This is a genomic window from Paracoccus sp. J55 (assembly GCF_000513975.1).
Lineage (GTDB): Bacteria > Pseudomonadota > Alphaproteobacteria > Rhodobacterales > Rhodobacteraceae > Paracoccus.
The window spans coordinates 39,253-55,591 of the sequence record NZ_AZVA01000030.1 but is presented as its reverse complement, the minus strand read 5'-3'; the positions used below and the strand labels follow the sequence as shown (position 1 = coordinate 55,591).

The window sequence follows — 16,339 nt, the reverse complement described above, 5'->3', positions numbered from 1 at the left end:
TCTGCCCTTCGATGAATGGACGGAAACCTTCGGTTCCGAGCGTCTCACCGGCGCGCTGCTCGACCGACTGACCCACCACGTCAACATCATCGAGATGAACGGCGAAAGCTATCGCCTCGCCAACAGCACAGCCCGTAAACAGCGCTGATCACCATAAAATATCTACCCACGATTGGCCCTAAGGGGCCAGTGCGCCATGGCTCGCGCCAGCTATGTGGCCAGCGCGCGCGCCATGGCGCACCCCCCAACTGGCCGGACTTTACGCCGCCGCCCCGGCCGACTTTTGCTCCGCCGTTGACATGGTCGGCTTCCCGTCGCAGCCGCTACGCCCAAAGGCAGACATTAACCCGCTCTCTGCTCGTCCCCAACTCGGCCATCCGTTCAATTCTTGCTTTGGCTCCCAAGCCAATTCTGGGCGAACCGGACACGGGACAGCACCGCGATGTCGAGCGCAAGCACGAGTGGCAGCGACGCCCGGCCGGCAGTAGCTTGACGATGCATGATCGGGACGCGATCATCGACATTTGAACCCGGTCGGACCCAGGAAAAGCATGGCGAAGGACAAGGCGCAGAAACGGAGAGGAAGGCGCTTTCTGCCGCTTTCCAAGCGCTTTGTCTTCCTCGGCGATGCGGTTTCCCCGGGCAACCGCAAGGCGCTTCGTTCCGCCCAGTTTGACGTCTCGGACATGAGGACCGGGCAGGATCGCAGCCTCAAGCTCTGGAGAAAGACCGGCACGTCGGCGGATGAGGACCTCAGGCAGCTCTGGTTGCATGAAATGCGACAGGTCCAGCGGGTGATGTCGTACGCGGGAGCGCGCGAGGTCATCGTGGACATCCTGGAGTTCGTCGAGGACGAGGAGGAGTTCGGCGTTCTCCTTGAACATGCCGGACAGCCGCTGTCCGCCAAGCTCCGCCGCGTGCCGCGGCAGCACTGGCTCAAGAACATTGGCGCGCCGCGCGCGAGGGTCATCTTCTGGCAGAACATGCACCGGATCGCCATCGCGTTGGGGATCGTCCACGCCCAGGGCCTTGTCCACGGCCGCATCGACGCCGACGCCGTGATGACGGAGGGCGCGGAGGCCCCGGACTTCCAGCTGACCGGATTCGAATGGAGCCTATGGCTCTCCGCGGGCAAGGCCGACCGGTCGTATGCCCGCCTAAACGCCAATGCGGAGGCCGTCCGGTCGGACCGATATTCATTCGCTGAGGACTGGCGTTCGTTCGGACGGCTAGCGGCCCATTGCCTCGAGGTCACCGTCAGGAGTTCCGGCGAGATCGCGCCGGTGACGCCGGGGGGCCAGCTCGTCTCGATTTCAAACTCCGAGCGGGCCCTCCTGAGAAGGTTAGTGGCGCCGACGCGCCTCGACAATCTCGAGGCAGGCTCAATCGCGAGGGCGATAAGCGACATTGTTGTGGAGGCCGGACACGCGGGGTCGTCGAGAGCTGGCACGTTCATCCTCATGTTCTCGCAGAATTCGGGGCTCGGGGACGTCGTCTACGACATCACCGGCGGCGACATACCGAACGACGAATACAGGAGGCAGCTGGACTGGGTGCGGGCCGACCTCGACCGCGGCGCCACGTTGCTCGTGCCCCGTGTGTTCGACTCCACGACCGGGAAGCTGCAGCTCGTGTCGTCGACATTGGTTTACGATCTCACCCCAATGTGGAGCGACGGCGTCGCTGCGTGGGACGTGGCGGTCTGCTCGCACGTTTCGCCGCGCGGCGAGACCCTCCGCATCGGAGACCAGGACGAACACGAACTGGGGCAACCGGTCGAGATCGCGACATCCGTCAAGCACGCAACCGAGGTCAGGGCACGGCTTGGGCCCGACGCACTCGTCTGGACCGGCTTCGCCGAGCCGGGTGCCTCTTCGGCTCCATTGGGGCGGGGCGACCGTGTGCGCCAGGCGCTCCTCCTGGTGCAGATCGTCGAGTCCGTCATCAAGGCACTGGAAGTCTATCCGGTCGAGGTCCTCCATGTCGAACTAGACCAGGGGCGCAGATTCGCAGTGCTGCGCGCGGAACCCAGGAATGAACGGGACCGCGCGGCTGCCAAACTTCGCCTTCCCGATACCGAGCGGGCGCTCCGACGACTGTTCGAGGACGACCAACGCGACGCCGACGCGAAATGGCGGCTGTCACTTGCGGCCAGCTTCGGCTCGGGCCGCCAGAACGACGTGCTCGCCACCTTCCTCGACGTCGTACAGCACAGGGGCCGGCACGCGCTCAGGTTCGAGGTCGACGACGAGCTGCCACAGGGATCCCCGCTCTTCCTGCGTCCCGAGCGCGACACCGGCACCGAGAACGCCATCACCAGGAGGCTGAAGAACATCAAGGCGCTTTCGAACCGCGTCGACCTGTCGGAAATGCTGGACGATCCCTGGCGGGTCCGACGATCCAGCCGGGAGACGATCGACGAGGCGGGGCAGAAGGACGAGCACTTCCTAGACCTTGACCCACCGAAACAGCAGGCGTTGCTCGGCGCCTGGTCGACGTCGCCGTCCTACAACGTCGTGGGGCCACCGGGCGTCGGCAAAACCCGTCTCGCGACCGAGGTCGTGCGGCGGCGGTTCGAGGACGACCGGTCTTCGCGGCTCCTCGTCACCGCGCAGGGCCATGACGCGCTCGACCACCTACAGAGGGCCATCAGGAGAACTCTCGCGACCGGCGGTCAAGACGACGTCATCGTAGTCCGCTCCACGACCCCGGACCGCCGATCGACGAGCGACGAGGATCTGCACAAGACGGGCCGGGAGTACCTCGCCCTGCTCTCCGAGAGCGAATTGTCGCGTGATGCGCCTCCAGCTCTCCGGGACCGGGTGAACGCACTAGCGGCGGCGTCCGGACGACTCGCACGCTCGAAGGACGCCGTTGAGAAGGAAGACCGGGTCGCCCTCAACGCCCTGTCGAGCCTCATCCTCGACGCGGCCAATATCGTCATCTCGACCGCCAACTCGGCCGACGTCGAACGGCTCGTAGAGGCGAGCGAGCAGTTCGACTGGGTCATCGTCGAGGAGGCTGCGAAGGCGACCGGACCCGAGTTGGTCGGTGCTCTGATGCTTTCAGGCCGGCGCCTGATGATCGGCGACCACCACCAGCTGCCGCCCTTCGAGGCGGACCGGCTTGTGGCTCTCCTCCACGACCACAGCGCCGTGGTCCAGGCGATCGAGATGGCGGACCAGTACGTCGGCCCCCTTATGCGGGACGGAGAGATCGCCGAACTGGAGGCGCTGGCGGGTAACCCTGACACGCTGCGCGACGTCGCGGACACCGCGCTGCGGCTGTTCGAGCCCTTTCGCACGTTTGTCGAGGAGGACGAGCGCCGGGCACGACTAAATCCGGGACACCGGCCAATCTCCTCCACACTCACGTCCCAACGCCGCATGGATCCCGCGATCGCGCGAATCGTCTCGAGGGCCTTCTACCACGACAGGCTCACAACCACGCCCGGCCGTACCGAGGAGGCGATCACGCGGCCACCCCCTTTCGACGTGCTCGCGCCGCTGCCGCCCTCCCCCGTCGTCGCGGTCGAGTTCAAGCACGTCAGCACCACCGGCGACCGGGCTCACGCCGAACGAGGGAACCCGAGGTGGCACAACCCTGGTGAGGTCCAGGCGGTGATCGACGTCCTGCGACACGTGCGCGCCCGCCAGGGCGGGGAGCGCCCCACCCTGGCGGTCCTCTCCTTCTATTCGGCGCAGGTTGAGAAGCTGGCGCAGCGCATCGAGGTCGAGACCAGGGCCGGCGCTCTTGCGCACCTGGCGGGCTTCGCCCCCGCAATGCAGGACGGCGGATGGGTCGGCACCGTGGACGGCTTCCAGGGCAACGAGGCCGACCTCGTGATCCTGTCGCTCGTCAGGAACAACGCCGGCAGCGGCGCGCGGGCGCTCGGCTTCCTGCGGGACCGGAGACGAATGAACGTCGCGCTTAGCCGCGCGAAGTCGAAGCTGGTGATCGTCGGAAGCCCTTCGTTTCTCGTCGAGGCGGTACGGGGCGTCAACCCCGACGCCGGCGAACACGACCTTTCCTTCATCGACGCAATCGCCGACACGGTCGACCAGCTCAAGCAGGAGCGGCGGCCGGACGGGACGCCTTGCGCGGCATCGATTGAACCCGCGAAACTGTCGGGGGCGACGCCGTGCTGATCGCGATCCCCGTCTTCCGCCTGTCCTGTAAGGTCGGGATCGATAGAGGACGCGCTTGGAGCATCGTTGACGAGATGATGCTCTGGGCCACCGCGGCGAAGCCACGCTCGATCGCGCAGCTCTCGGCCGAATCCAACCTCCCGCGGCAGATCGTCGTCGCGTCCATCGCGAGGATGATGAGGTTCCGGCTCGTCGAGCTGACGATCAAGGACAACAGCGCTAAGTTCCAAACGAGCGCGTACGGCCGCGAGATCGTCGAGAGCGGTCGCCCGCTGCCGTTCTTCCCCAAGCGCGAACTGCGTCGTGTCAGCTTCGTCATAGAGCGTGCGACCGGCGGCTTCTTCCCGTCCGGGCAGGTGCGGGTGAGATCCGAGTTCGCGCTCGAGAAGGAGACGGACCCCGACATCCGGGTCCTTGTCGTCCAGGGCGGACCTCCCGTCTCCAACGAAGCCATGCTCGCAAAGCTCTCGCAGATCGCGGCGAGGGGTTGGGAGGAACAGGTCGCGCTGGTCGACGGTCGCACCGCCTCGCTCCGACATGAGTTCATGGTCATCCGGGTGGTGGATGGGGTCCCCCGCAACGTGCCGGAGAGCGCCTCGGAAGCCTTGCGCGCTATCATCGACGATGTCGCGTCCCGAACCATGCCGAATTCGCAGATCCCCATTGGCTACGCCGGTCCCGCCGGGGAGGCGACACCCGAACTCGCCGCGCACCGGTGCCACTTCGATCCCGCCGATCTTGTCATCGGCGGTTCAAACCAGGTCGAATGCCTCAGGGGAATGATGGCGCACGCCCAGAGCCGCGCGGTCATCCATTCGACGTTCCTTGACCACAATCGGTTCAAGGACCTGCTCCCGGAGATCAGGGCAGCCTGTGCCCGGGGCGTGGTGTTCGACCTGATGTGGGGGGCCGAAACCATCGACGAGGTCGAGACGCGGAACACTGCCGCTGCGGTGGAGATCGCCAAGACCATCCGTGGCGACCAGGACCTCGCCGGCAAGTTCCGACTGCACATGACCAGCACCCGCTCCCACGCCAAGCTCCTCCTCGTCGACACAGCGGAGGGCGACTGGCTGGCCGCGGTCGGGTCGTGCAACTGGCTCTCATCGCCGTTCCGGTCGACCGAGGTCACGGCCGTCCTGCGCGATCCCGCCGTCGTCGCAGACGTGGCAGTAATTCTCCAACGCCTCGTAGGGCGCCGCGGCCTCGCCGACGACATAGCCAACGAGATGGGCATCCTCTCCCGCGACCTCCGGAGAATGCCGGCCCGGCCCGGCCCCGCCGAGATCACACTGCTGGTCGGCGACGGCCACGACTCCGTCATGCGCGAGGTGAGCGGCCAGGCCACGGATCGCCTCGTGATCGGCAGCAACCGACTGGGATCGACGGCCCGCCCAGGCGTGGTGATGCAGGGCGAGGCCGCGGCGCAGCGCGCCCAGGTCGAGGTCACGCTCCTGTACTCGATCGCGTCCGGGCCGCTGAAGAACCGCCACGCCCGCAAGCTCGCCGAGGAAGCCGCTGCGAATGGGGTTCGCCTTATCAAGACCAAAACCATACCGATCCACGGCAAGTTCGTGGCGGTGGACGACGACGACCTCACCGTTACCAGCCTCAACTGGGCCTCCGCCTCGAGCGATCCCGACTTGCCCGAAGGGGACGTCGGCGTCAGGATCCGGCTCGCGGGTATTGCTCGTCACGCCGTCGATATCCTGAAGCAAATCCATCCGGAAATGATCCAGGAGTAAGGTGGCGCGAGAAGCGCGCTCGATACTGACGGCCGTCTTGGACTTGCCCGGGGAATGTGGAGAACACCAGCTGAGAGGCCGGTAAGGCCCGTCCGCTTACGCTGCACCTGCATTCGCCAGCTTTCGGCCTCGGCGAATACCCCATCTGAACCTAGCTGACCGTCCGCTTTCGTCAAGCTGGCAAGCCCGAGAGGCAGACTGCCTGATAGAAAAGGCAAAACTATGTGCCACAGAACAGGCCCGTGTCTGCGCTTCTCTGCTGGCGTTGGACCGAACCATCTACTGGCCAAATTGGCCGGAAAACTAGAAAAACCTAATGGATTTCAATATCTTGATTCTGAGAACGTGTCGAGCAAGATCGCACACTTAGTGCTGGATGATTTGCCGGGCATCTCTCGGGCGATGAAGGACCGATTAATGCGAGCCGGCGTCTATGACGTGGTGACGCTCTGCCAACTCGATCCACGCCACGCTCGCATGATCTGGCGATCGGTCGAAGGCGAACGGTTCGTGCGGATGCTCCAAGGCATGGATATTCCGCTGATGCCGACGCAGCGGGGTGGGTTTGGCAACAGCAAGATCTTGTCACCGGAATTTCGCGACCCGCGACGGGCCTATCGTGTCGGGCGCTGGCTGGTCGAGAAAGCCACGGCCCGACTGCGCCGGGACGGCCGCGTAGCCGGGAGGTTCAGCCTGTCAGTCTCGATGCTGGCCGGCCCGGTCTGGTCGCGCGGCGTGTCTTGCTTTCCAAACCAGGATACCGCCTTCTTTCTTCGCCTGCACCGTGCACTTTGGCGGTCCCTGTGGCGCGATGGGCGCCCGGGCCATGTGATCGCGGTTGGCGTCCAGTTGGGGGATGTTGCGCTGCTGGCCGAGCGCCAAGGGGACTTGCTCAAACCTCTGGCCCCGGCTGAAAAGACGCGCGGCGAGCGCGTCTCGGCCGCGGTCGATCAGATCAATGCCCGGTTCGGTGACGGGTCGATCACCTATGGTATCAACGCACCGCACCCAGGCTTTTTCGAGCGGGGTTAAGGCTTAGGGCCAAGCCCGTGCCTCCGCCCGCCTTTGCGGGCGGGGCTGGTCATGGCTCAGCTGAAGATCATATCGTCGGCGAGGGCGTTGATCGTCGTGTTGCGGACGGTCAACGTGTCGCCGCTACCGAAATCGAACACCACATCTGCACCGTTCTGCGTGGCATGGGTCCGAGCTTGGGCGAAGGTGGTGACGCCCAGGTTCATCAGCTGGATCGTGTCGGTATTGTCCTCGATGCCGCGCGCGCGGTGCAGATCGGCCGCGCGGTGGCCGCTCGGCCGGCGGCACCAGGTGCCGGCGGCCGCGCCACAGGCCGGGCAGGCAACGGCGAGGACCGGGTGTCGATGGATGGTGAAATCGGCCATGTCTTACGTCCTTTCCTGATGCTCGTGCTGTCGGTGCCCGTGCTTGTTGCGCGGCACTTGGTCGAAGGGGATTGTGTCCAGCGTGAAGCGCCCGACGCTATAGCCGTGCAGAAAATCCAGCAGATATGTGGGATCGGCGGGGTAGGGCGCGCGGTTCCATGCGGCCAGCAGGACCGCGCGCTCATTGGCGGTCAGGGCGGCAAGCCTGCGCCGGGCCGCGCTCCAGCGGGCCGCGCGCCAGGACCGGGTTCGGGCCTGCGATTCCGCCCATTGCACGGCGCGGGCCTGCATGACCTCATCCTCGCCGGGCTGCGCTGCCGCGATCTGCTCGGCAAAAAGGGGCAGGGCTTCGCGTTCGAGGCGCTGCTTGCGGCGCAGCGCAGCGCGCTTGCGGCTGGTATCGGTGAATGGGTGGCGGGGATACCTGATAAAGCGCATGTCTGTCTCCCTCGATGGGCGGGGCGCAATCGCGCCCCGCGCCTCGGTCACTCCATACCTTCGGGCAGCCAAGCGTCGATCCGCGCGGCCTGCGCCTCGGTGACGCCGTGGGCCCTGCGGGTGGCATCGTCACCGAACAGGGCTTCCAGCTTCGCGGCCTTCTCGGCCTTTTTCAGCTTGGCGAAGGTTGTTGCGGTCGGGTGATCTTCCGGCAGGTCCAGCAGGTCGCGCCAGAGTTCATTGAGGTAAGGCCCGCCGACGCGGCTGAAGAAATTGGCGGCGGTCGGGGTCCAGACTTCGCGGATTTGCGGGGCTGTGGCCTTGTCGATCAGGGCGGAAAGCTGCTCGTCGCCGCCACGAAACAGGGCGGCAAGGCAGCGGATCAACTCGCCGCGCGTGTGATCCTGCCCCTTCTGACGGAAGGCCCGGAAGGACTTGGCCAGGTCCTTGCCATACATCTCGCGCGGCTCCTTTCCCGCCAGCCGCTCGTCGAGATCATAGCCTTCCGCCTCGGTAGTGGGCCAGTTCGGCACGGCCTCGGCGGCAAGGCCGAACGGCTTGCGCCACTGCAGGCCATGGCTCAACTGATAGGCCAGCAGGTCCAGCAGCAGGTCGGGATCGCGCAGGATGGCATGTTGCCGCGCGCCCATGGCAACCCGGCCGAGGTCGTCGCGCAGCGCGTTGCTGATGGGCGATTTCGGGGTGTCGCTGCCGCTCTCGATTTGAACCGATGGGCGCAGGAATCCGGCCTCGATGGCGGCGGCGCGGTCCTCGCGCGTCACCAGCCCTTCGAGGGTTTTCAGGGCACCGCTCTGATCCACATAGAACAGGACGCCGGACATGGCCCTTTGCTCGTCGGTAAAGCCGCCGTCCAGAATGGCTTGCAGCGCGGCCAGTTCGGCCTCGCCCTCGGCATCGAGGACGTCGCCGTTCGCCAGTTCAGCCAGTTCATCATAACGCTCGGCCTCGGCTTCGGACAGTTCGCCTTCCTGCGCATAGATGCGATCCAGCTTGCGTTGCTCGATCTCGTAATAGCCGACATAGCTGTCCCGGATCGGCTCGGCCCATTTCCAGCCATCGGCAATGATGGTGCCGGCGTGAGCTTCCAGCTTGGCCGTGAACAGTTCGTGCAGCAGGGCCACGTCCTCGAAATAGGACTGGTCGGCAAAGAGGTCGGTGGTGACGCGCCCGCCCTCGGCCTCATAGGCTTCATCGACCGCGGCAAGGCCGAGCTGACCCTGGCGGCCGAGGGCAGGCTGCATCCCGATGCCGCGCCGGGCGGGCATTTCGTGCTGCCGACGCTGTTTTCCGAGGTCGATCCCGGCCATGCGCTGGCCCAGCAGGAGATCTTCGGCCCCGTGCAGGTGCTGATCCCCTTCCAGGACGAGGCCGAGGCGGTCCGCATCGCCAACGGTACCGAATACGGGCTGGTCGCCGGCATCTGGACCCGCGACGGCGCGCGCCAGCTGCGGCTGGCGCGCAAGATCCGCAGCGGCCAAGTCTTCGTGAACAATTACGGCGCCGGCGGCGGCATCGAGCTGCCCTTCGGCGGGGTCGGCAAATCCGGCCATGGCCGCGAGAAGGGTTTCGAGGCGCTCTACGGCTTCACCCGCCTCAAGACCGTGACCGCCGCGCATGGCTGACCCCCCGCCGGGCGGCGGCGATCAGCGCGACCAGCTGCCGCGATGCGGCTCGGGCCGGATCTCGACCAGCGGCAGGCCGGCATCCGCCCAGGCATCGACCCCGCCGGGGAACCAGCCCAGGTTGACATAGCCGCGCCCGGCGATGCGCCTGGCGGCGTTCCAGCTGAGCCAGCAATCCGACTTGCAGAACAGGATCAGCCCCGCCTTGCGGTCGCCGCCGGTGATCCGCTCCAGGCTCGCATCCAGATAATCGCTCTGCCATGGCTCCAGCCGGCCCCAGCCGACCACCGGCAGCCAACGCGCGCCGGGGATCGAGCGGTGCCGCTCGGGCAGGATCCATGTGCCGTCGGCGCCGATCCCGAAAACCCGGGCGCCCATCACGTCGACCGGGATCCAGCCCTGGCCGATCAGCGCCCGCACCTGCGCAAGGTCGAGCGTCCTCGCCCCCGGCACCGCTTCGGGAACCGGGGCGCGATAGCCGTCCAGGCGATAGCCGCTTTCGTCGAACAGCACTGGCTGCTCGGCCGCGACGGCCAAGGGGAAAACCCCCGCCAGAAGCAGGAGAAATGCCCCGATTCCGGGGCGGGACCGCAGGCTCCGGGCCCTGCGGAGGGTGCGCAATACGACCATGGCACAATTTACCCTTTCTCGATCTCAAGGAAATTTGACCAGGACGCAACGCACAACGGATACGCGCGAAGGACTTTGGAACATGACCCGCAGGATAAGCAAGACCTTTCCTCTTGCCGTCTCACTCGCTCTCTGGGCATCGATGGCGCTTGGCCATGGCGACACCGCCCCGCAGGCGGTCGACACCGCCGGCCTGCCCGAACTTCCGGCCGAGATGGCCAGCGAAAACCCCTGGCGCGAGGCGGACGGCGCGGTGCTGTTCAAGGCCGTCGAGATCGGTGCCAAGGGCTTCAACAGCAATTGCGCGCGCTGCCACGGGCTCGAGGCGATCTCGGGCGGGCTGGCGCCGGACCTGCGCTTCCTCGAGGCCAGCGCCTTCGGCGACGAATGGTATCTGGACCGCATCCTGCACGGCTATGAGCAGAACGGCGCGGTGAAGATGCCGCCCTTCGAGGGCATCCTGAACCAGCAGGCGATCTGGGCGATCCGCACCTATATCGAGACCCGCCCCGATGCCGACGCGCTGGCGGAGAAAAGCACCGAGATCGCGGCGCTTTACGACAAGGTCAAGGCGCTGCCGCTCGATGCCGGGGCCGATCAGGCCCAGGCGCTGGCCGCCGAGCTGGAAAGCGCCGGCAGCGGCTTCGAGGCGCTTTCGGGCGCGCCGCGCGCCGTGACCGTGCTGGACCAGGCGGCGCACATGCTGCGCAGCGGCGCCTCGCATGCGCCGGCGGCCGCCGAGCTGATCCATGGCGTGCTGAGGAACTAGGGCCATGGCGCTGCTGACGGACAGGTTGCCCGGCGCCGCCTCGCCCCCGCTGCTGACCGGCAGGACCGGGCCGGCCGCCGTGGGGGGCGATGCGTTCGACAGCGGCATGTGGCCGTCGCACCGGCAGGAATTCCTGGGCGACCCCGCGGCCTGGCGCAACGATCCGGCCGTCGCCGTCCTGGCGCCGCGCGCGGCCGAGGATTCCCGCCATGTGCCCTTCCTGATCGACGCCACCGCCGTCGCGCAGCCGATCCGGCGCATCGTCGTCACCATCGACTACAGCCCCTTTCCCAAGGCCATCGTCTTTCGCCCCGGCCGCGCCCTGCCCCTGCTGGGCTTCGGCGTGAAATACGAGGTCGGCGGCGCCCTGCGCGCCTCGGCCGAGACCGGGGCCGAGACGGGGGCGGGCGAATGGCTGGTCGGCGCGGCCTATGTCAGCGCGCTTGGCGGCGGATGCAGCGCGCCCGCCGCTGCGCACCACCGACCCGACTGGCAGCAGGGCTTCGGCGAATTGCGCGCCCGGCTCTGGGCCGAAACCGGGCGACTGCGGCTACGGCTGCGCCATCCGCAGGACACCGGCCTGGCGGACGGCATCCCGGCGCATCACCTGACCGAACTGGCTCTGCTCGACGCCGCCGGGGCCGAGATCGCCGCGCTGGAGCTGCACGAGCCACTGGAGGAGAACCCGGCGCTGACTTTCCTGCTGCCGCTCGACCTGGCGCGCGGGCCGGTCGCGATCCGGGCGCGCGACAACCTGGGCTATGCCTTCGCGGGCCGGGTGGAGGACGCGCCATGAGCCTTTCCCGCCGGGCGCTGCTGGCCGGGGCCGCCGTCCTGACGCTGCCCTTGCCCATCTTCGCGCAGCCGCGCAGATATGGCCTGCAGCCAGTCGAAGTTGCAGACGGAATATGGATGATCGAGGGCCGGCGCGAGGTCTTCACCCGCGAGAACGGCGGCGACATCGTCAACGTGGCGCTGCTGGCGACCGATCAGGGCGCGCTGGTCGTCGACAGCGGCTCGACCGCCGCCATGGGGGCCGAGATTCGCGCCTTTGCCGACCAGCGGCTGGGCGGGCTCGTCGCGACGATCAACACCCACCATCACCCGGACCACTGGTTTGGCAACGCGCCGCTGGCCGACCGGCCGGTTCTGGCGCTGGCGGCGACATCCGCGACCTGCCGCGAATATGCCCAGGATTATGCCGAGACGCTGTATTCGATCCTCGGCAGCTGGATCTCGGGGACCCGGACCATGCCCGCGACCGGCGAGGTCGAGGCCGGCCCGCGCGCCATCGGCGGCCGGACCCTGCGGATGATCCCGCTGGCCGGCCACACCGCCGCCGATTTGGCCATCCTCGATGAGGCGACCGGCGTGCTGGTCGCCGGGGATCTGGTGTTCCTGGACCGCGCGCCCAGCCTGCCAGACGCGGATTTCGCGACCTGGCTGGCGGCGCTGGACCGGCTGGAAGGGCTCGGCCCCGCCGGGGTGGTGCCGGGGCATGGCCGCTTCCACCGCGCGGGCGAAGGCATCGCGCAGACCCGCGCCTATCTGCGGGCGACGCGCGACCGGCTGGCGATGGCCGCCGATCTGGGGCTGACGCCAATCGAGGCGATGGCCGCTGGCCCCGTCCCCGAATTCGCCGGGCTGGGCGCCAATCCCGAGGAATACCTGCGCTCGGTCGTCCGCCGCTTCGGCGACCATGAAACCCTGGCGCTGCCAGTCGTCGGCGGCGCCTGAAGCAAGGACCGACAAGGCATCAGACGCGGGCAACCCGTCGTTCATGTATATGGAGGAGACTGCATGAATCGCTTTCTGAAACTGACCTCGGCCAGTGTTCTGGCCCTCGCCTGCGTCGCGGCGATGGCCCATGCCGAGACCAGCCCCGTCACCTGGGAGGACATCCTGAACGACGCCGAGACCACCGACGACGTGCTGATGTATGGGCTGGGGGTGGGTGCGCAGCGCTATTCCGCGCTCGACCAGATCAATGCCGAGACGGTCAAGCACCTGCGCCCGGCCTGGTCGTTTTCCTTTGGCGACGAAAAGCAGCGCGGCCAGGAAACCCAGGCGCTGGTGCATGACGGGGTGATCTATGTCACCGGGTCCTATTCCAGGATGTGGGCGCTGGACGCCAGGACCGGCAAGCGGCTGTGGAAGTTCGAGGCCCGCCTGCCCGAGGACATCCGCCCCTGCTGCGACGTGGTGAACCGCGGCGCGGCGATCTATGGCGACAAGGTCTTTTTCGGCACGCTGGACGCCAGCATCTATGCGCTGAACAAGGACACCGGCAAGGTCGTCTGGCGCAAGAAGTTCGAGGACCACAAGATCGGCTACACGATGACCGGCGCGCCGACCATCGTGAAGGACAAGGAGACCGGCCGCGTCATGCTGATCCACGGCAGCTCGGGCGACGAGTTCGGCGTGGTCGGCAAGCTCTATGCCCGCGACGTCGAGACCGGCGAGGAGATCTGGATGCGGCCCTTCGTCGAGGGGCACAAGGGCACGCTGGCTGGCGCGGAGGGCACCGTCACCGGCGATCCGGCCGCGCCGAGCTGGCCGAACAATCCCGACGGCAGCAAGGTCGAGGCCTGGAGCCACGGCGGCGGCGCGCCCTGGCAATCGGCCAGCTACGACCCCGAGACCAACACCATCGTCGTCGGCGCCGGCAACCCCGCGCCCTGGAACACCTGGGCGCGCACGCCGGGCGACAGCCTGTATACCTCGGGCCAGGCCTATGTCGATCCCTCGAACGGCGAGCTGGTCGGCTTCTACCAGCACACGCCGAACGACGCCTGGGACTTTTCCGGCAACAACGAGATCATCCTGTTCGACTACAAGGACAAGGACGGCAAGACCCATCGCGCCGGCGCCCATGCCGACCGCAACGGCTTCTTCTATGTCACCGACATCGAGGCGCTGTCGAAGCGCGGCGGCGAGATCAACCGGCCGACGGCGCTGCTCAACGCCTTTCCCTTCGTGGACGGCATCACCTGGGCCAAGGGCATCGACCTGAAGACCGGCCGCCCGATCGAGAACGAGGGCCAGCGCCCGCCCCTGCCCGCCGAGGGCGAGAGCAAGGGCGCCAGCATCGAGGTCTCGCCCCCCTTCCTGGGCGGCAAGAACTGGAACCCGATGTCCTACAGCCAGAAGACCGGGCTGTTCTATGTCCCGGCGAACCACTGGACCGAGGATTACTGGACCGAGAACGTCACCTATCAGGCCGGCGCCGCCTATCTGGGCCAGGGCTTCCGCATCAAGCGGCTTTACGACGACCATATCGGCACGCTGCGCGCCTTCGACCCGACCACCGGCGAGAAGAAATGGGAGCACAAGGAGGAATTCCCGCTATGGGCCGGCACGCTGGCCACGGCCGGCAACCTGGTCTTCACCGGCACCTCGGACGGTTTCGTGAAGGGCTTCAACGCCGAAACGGGCGAGGAGCTGTGGAAGTTCAACACCGGCTCGGGGATCGTGTCGTCCCCGATCACCTGGGAAATGGACGGCAAGCAATACCTGGGCATCGCCTCGGGCTATGGCGGCGCGGTGCCACTCTGGGGCGGCGACATGGCGACGCTGACGACCCAGGTCAGCCAAGGCGGCTCGTTCTGGGTCTTCGAGATCCCGGACGAGCTGCTGACCGCCTCGAAGTGACAGGCAACTGACCGGCCGGGCAGGTCGTCCCTGCCCGTCCCCACACCCCGAACCGAGGGAAAATCCCATGCTCAGAAGCCTGACCATCCTTGCCGCCCTGGCCCTCGCCTCCGGGGTCCATGCGGCCAATTCCGAACAGACCGGCGGCGGCTGGCCGGTCATCGTCGACGAACCGACCCCGCGCGAAGGGCCGCTGGTCATCGGCACCTGCGAGATCCGCGCCGGCGCCGCCTGCCCCGGCGCCGACCTCCGCCACGCCGACCTGCGCGGGCTGAAGCTGAACGGCATCGACCTGAAGGGCGCGAACCTGATGCGCGCCAACCTGTTCGGGGCCGAGTTGAAGGGCGCCGACCTGACCGGCGCCGACCTGCGAGGGGCGAACCTGCAGATGGCCCAGCTGCAGGGCGTGGTCATGCGCGACGCCGACCTGACCGGCGCCAACCTGGACTATACCCGGCTGGCCGGCGCCGACCTGTCGGGCGCGAACCTGACCGCCGCCACGCTCGAAGCGACCATGGCGCCCAAGTCGAAATTCGTCGGCGCGAAGCTGATCGGCGCGAACCTGATGGAGAGCAAGTTCTACAACGCCGATTTCGCCGAGGCGCTGCTGGAGGGCAACCACGCCCCCTATGCCATCTGGGAGGGGGTGCATATGGAGAACTGCTCGGGATGCCCCGTGGACTGGTGATCCTGGCCTCGGCGGCTCTGGCGGCCACGCCGGCGCCGGGGCTCGACCTGGCCGACGCGCTTCGCGCCTGCCGGGCCGAGCCGGACGCAGCCCTGCGGCTGGCCTGCTATGACCGGCTCGCCGCGCGGAAGCCGGCGCTGGAGCATCGCGGCGCCGGCAACCGGGTGCTGCCGCGCTTCGACCTGGACGGACCGGCGCGGCTGGTCTTCGAAAGCATGGATGCTATCATGGTGGTCTATCTGCTGGACGCATCGGGCGCGGTGATCCAGAATCTGCATCAGGCCGGGGCCGGCTCGGGCTCGTTCCTGATCGAGAGGCCGGGGCGCTACGGCATCCAGGTCAATGCCTCGGGCGGCTGGCTGATCCGGCTGGAGGACCCGGGGTGACGGCATCCCGCGCTTCACGGCCCCGCCGCCCGCCCCTAGACTCGACCCATTCCAGCCGAGGCAGCCAGATGAGCAGAACCATGGAACAAGCCCAGCAACCCCCGCCGCCGATCCGGCCGCTGAACACGGCGCTGATCGTGGACGATCACCCGCTGTTCTGCGACGCGCTGTCGATGACGCTGACCGGCCCGGTGGGCATCGCCCGGGTCGAGGCCGTGGGCAGCCTGGCCGAGGCGCTGGACCGCATGGCGCGCGAGCCGGTCCCGGACGTGATCGTGCTGGACCTGCACCTGCCCGACGTGAACGGGCTGGAAGGCGTGGTGCGCATGCGCCAGGCGGCGGCCGAGCGGCCGATCATCGTGGTCTCCTCCATGGACGAGCGCCGGGTGGTGCGCGGCGCGCTGCTGGCCGGGGTCAGCGCCTATGTGCCCAAGCACGCCCCGCGCGAGGCCTTCCGCGAGGCCTTCGCCGCCATCGCCCGCGGCGAGGTGCATGCCAGTCGGCTGGCGCTGGACAATGCCACCCCCAGCCTGGCCGAGGAGGCGCTGGCGCGGCTCGCCTCGCTGACCCGGCAGCAGGCGCGGATCCTGCAGCTGATCAGCGCCGGGCTGCTGAACAAGCAGATCGCGCATGAGCTGTCGATCGCCGAAACCACGGTCAAGGCGCATGTCACTGCCATCATGCGCAAGCTGCGGGTGCAGACCCGCACCCAGGCGGTGCTGTTCGCCCAGGACATCAGCTTCAACGCCATGACCGCCGAGGCGGGGGCCGAGATCGCAGGCCATGACAGCGAGGGAGTGAACCGCTAAGCCTGACGGAGGAGGCGCGACAGCGGAAGGGAGGC

The 16,339-nt window shown here is 67.5% G+C and carries 15 protein-coding genes and 1 pseudogene; 12 read left to right on the top strand and 4 right to left on the bottom strand.

The genetic code is table 11. From position 1 onward, the window contains the following. The 4 genes from PARJ55_RS22380 to PARJ55_RS22375 all read left to right on the top strand — a co-directional run. A partial coding sequence (locus PARJ55_RS22380; RefSeq protein WP_036714374.1) for an ATP-binding protein occupies window positions 1-148 on the top strand: 148 nt, incomplete at its 5' end. A 403-nt stretch (window positions 149-551) separates the two neighbouring features. Then, window positions 552-4,148, top strand: a complete 3,597-nt coding sequence (locus PARJ55_RS0116750; RefSeq protein WP_028714071.1) for a DEAD/DEAH box helicase — start codon at window positions 552-554, stop codon at window positions 4,146-4,148. After that, window positions 4,142-5,893 carry a phospholipase D-like domain-containing protein gene (locus PARJ55_RS0116745; RefSeq protein ID WP_028714070.1) on the top strand — a complete coding sequence of 584 codons (1,752 nt, stop codon included), beginning with the start codon at window positions 4,142-4,144 and terminating at the stop codon, window positions 5,891-5,893. The genes PARJ55_RS0116750 and PARJ55_RS0116745 overlap by 7 nt, the downstream gene beginning before the upstream one ends. Window positions 5,894-6,115: 222 nt before the next feature. Next, a complete protein-coding gene (locus PARJ55_RS22375) occupies window positions 6,116-6,925 on the top strand; it encodes a UMUC-like DNA-repair protein (protein WP_156929520.1) in 810 nt (269 codons plus the stop codon). Window positions 6,926-6,981: 56 nt separating this feature from the next. Here the strand turns inward: PARJ55_RS22375 and PARJ55_RS0116735 are convergent, their stop codons facing one another. Genes PARJ55_RS0116735 through PARJ55_RS24615 form a run of 3 tightly spaced genes read right to left on the bottom strand, consistent with a single transcriptional unit; the run spans window position 6,982 to window position 9,056 of the window. Next, entirely contained in the window at window positions 6,982-7,290 is a 309-nt protein-coding gene (locus PARJ55_RS0116735; RefSeq protein WP_028714069.1) for a hypothetical protein, read from the bottom strand. 3 nt (window positions 7,291-7,293) lie between these two features. Next, window positions 7,294-7,779 (bottom strand): hypothetical protein, encoded by a 486-nt coding sequence (locus tag PARJ55_RS0116730; RefSeq protein ID WP_232215729.1) that lies wholly within the window; start codon window positions 7,777-7,779, stop codon window positions 7,294-7,296. Beyond that, complete coding sequence (locus PARJ55_RS24615) at window positions 7,776-9,056, bottom strand: hypothetical protein (RefSeq protein WP_371257433.1); 1,281 nt, start codon at window positions 9,054-9,056, stop codon at window positions 7,776-7,778. The genes PARJ55_RS0116730 and PARJ55_RS24615 overlap by 4 nt, the downstream gene beginning before the upstream one ends. Between PARJ55_RS24615 and PARJ55_RS24610 the strand changes: the two are divergent. Beyond that, window positions 8,955-9,371 (top strand): annotated as a pseudogene (locus PARJ55_RS24610) (aldehyde dehydrogenase family protein); the annotation flags it as partial. The gene PARJ55_RS24615 and the pseudogene PARJ55_RS24610 overlap by 102 nt on opposite strands. Before the next feature lie 21 nt (window positions 9,372-9,392). On the opposite strand, the gene PARJ55_RS0116715 reads toward PARJ55_RS24610, so the two are convergent. Beyond that, window positions 9,393-9,908, bottom strand: a complete 516-nt coding sequence (locus tag PARJ55_RS0116715; RefSeq protein ID WP_051416320.1) for a rhodanese-like domain-containing protein — start codon at window positions 9,906-9,908, stop codon at window positions 9,393-9,395. A gap of 175 nt (window positions 9,909-10,083) precedes the next feature. Between PARJ55_RS0116715 and pedF the strand changes: the two genes are divergently transcribed. From pedF to PARJ55_RS0116680, 7 genes are all read left to right on the top strand, one after another. Continuing rightward, window positions 10,084-10,770 (top strand): cytochrome c-550 PedF, encoded by a 687-nt coding sequence (gene pedF / locus PARJ55_RS0116710; protein WP_028714065.1) that lies wholly within the window; start codon window positions 10,084-10,086, stop codon window positions 10,768-10,770. A 4-nt stretch (window positions 10,771-10,774) separates the two neighbouring features. Then, on the top strand, window positions 10,775-11,566 hold the full coding sequence (locus tag PARJ55_RS22365; RefSeq protein ID WP_036714371.1) for a quinoprotein dehydrogenase-associated SoxYZ-like carrier: 792 nt from the start codon (window positions 10,775-10,777) through the stop codon (window positions 11,564-11,566). Next, a complete protein-coding gene (locus PARJ55_RS0116700; protein ID WP_028714064.1) occupies window positions 11,563-12,507 on the top strand; it encodes a quinoprotein relay system zinc metallohydrolase 1 in 945 nt (314 codons plus the stop codon). The genes PARJ55_RS22365 and PARJ55_RS0116700 overlap by 4 nt, the downstream gene beginning before the upstream one ends. A 63-nt stretch (window positions 12,508-12,570) precedes the next feature. Beyond that, on the top strand, window positions 12,571-14,421 hold the full coding sequence (locus PARJ55_RS0116695) for a PQQ-dependent methanol/ethanol family dehydrogenase (protein WP_028714063.1): 1,851 nt from the start codon (window positions 12,571-12,573) through the stop codon (window positions 14,419-14,421). A 67-nt stretch (window positions 14,422-14,488) separates the two neighbouring features. Continuing rightward, the gene (locus PARJ55_RS0116690) at window positions 14,489-15,109 is read left to right on the top strand and encodes a pentapeptide repeat-containing protein (RefSeq protein ID WP_028714062.1); all 621 of its coding nucleotides are present in this window, start codon (window positions 14,489-14,491) and stop codon (window positions 15,107-15,109) included. Then, on the top strand, window positions 15,091-15,495 hold the full coding sequence (locus tag PARJ55_RS22360; protein ID WP_051416319.1) for a hypothetical protein: 405 nt from the start codon (window positions 15,091-15,093) through the stop codon (window positions 15,493-15,495). Before PARJ55_RS0116690 ends, PARJ55_RS22360 begins: the two co-directional genes overlap by 19 nt. An 80-nt stretch (window positions 15,496-15,575) precedes the next feature. Then, window positions 15,576-16,304 (top strand): response regulator transcription factor, encoded by a 729-nt coding sequence (locus PARJ55_RS0116680; protein WP_028714061.1) that lies wholly within the window; start codon window positions 15,576-15,578, stop codon window positions 16,302-16,304. The last annotated feature ends 35 nt before the right edge of the window (window positions 16,305-16,339 follow it).

Coding starts and splice junctions, on each gene's coding strand:
- PARJ55_RS22360 (WP_051416319.1), top strand. CDS start 15,091: ATGCCCCGTGGACTGGTGATCCTGGCCTCGGCGGCTCTGGCGGCCACG.
- PARJ55_RS0116735 (WP_028714069.1), bottom strand. CDS start 7,290: ATGGCCGATTTCACCATCCATCGACACCCGGTCCTCGCCGTTGCCTGC.
- PARJ55_RS0116700 (WP_028714064.1), top strand. CDS start 11,563: ATGAGCCTTTCCCGCCGGGCGCTGCTGGCCGGGGCCGCCGTCCTGACG.
- PARJ55_RS24615 (WP_371257433.1), bottom strand. CDS start 9,056: ATGGCCGGGATCGACCTCGGAAAACAGCGTCGGCAGCACGAAATGCCC.
- PARJ55_RS0116680 (WP_028714061.1), top strand. CDS start 15,576: ATGGAACAAGCCCAGCAACCCCCGCCGCCGATCCGGCCGCTGAACACG.
- PARJ55_RS0116690 (WP_028714062.1), top strand. CDS start 14,489: ATGCTCAGAAGCCTGACCATCCTTGCCGCCCTGGCCCTCGCCTCCGGG.
- PARJ55_RS0116750 (WP_028714071.1), top strand. CDS start 552: ATGGCGAAGGACAAGGCGCAGAAACGGAGAGGAAGGCGCTTTCTGCCG.
- PARJ55_RS22375 (WP_156929520.1), top strand. CDS start 6,116: ATGTGCCACAGAACAGGCCCGTGTCTGCGCTTCTCTGCTGGCGTTGGA.
- PARJ55_RS0116695 (WP_028714063.1), top strand. CDS start 12,571: ATGAATCGCTTTCTGAAACTGACCTCGGCCAGTGTTCTGGCCCTCGCC.
- PARJ55_RS22365 (WP_036714371.1), top strand. CDS start 10,775: ATGGCGCTGCTGACGGACAGGTTGCCCGGCGCCGCCTCGCCCCCGCTG.
- pedF (WP_028714065.1), top strand. CDS start 10,084: ATGACCCGCAGGATAAGCAAGACCTTTCCTCTTGCCGTCTCACTCGCT.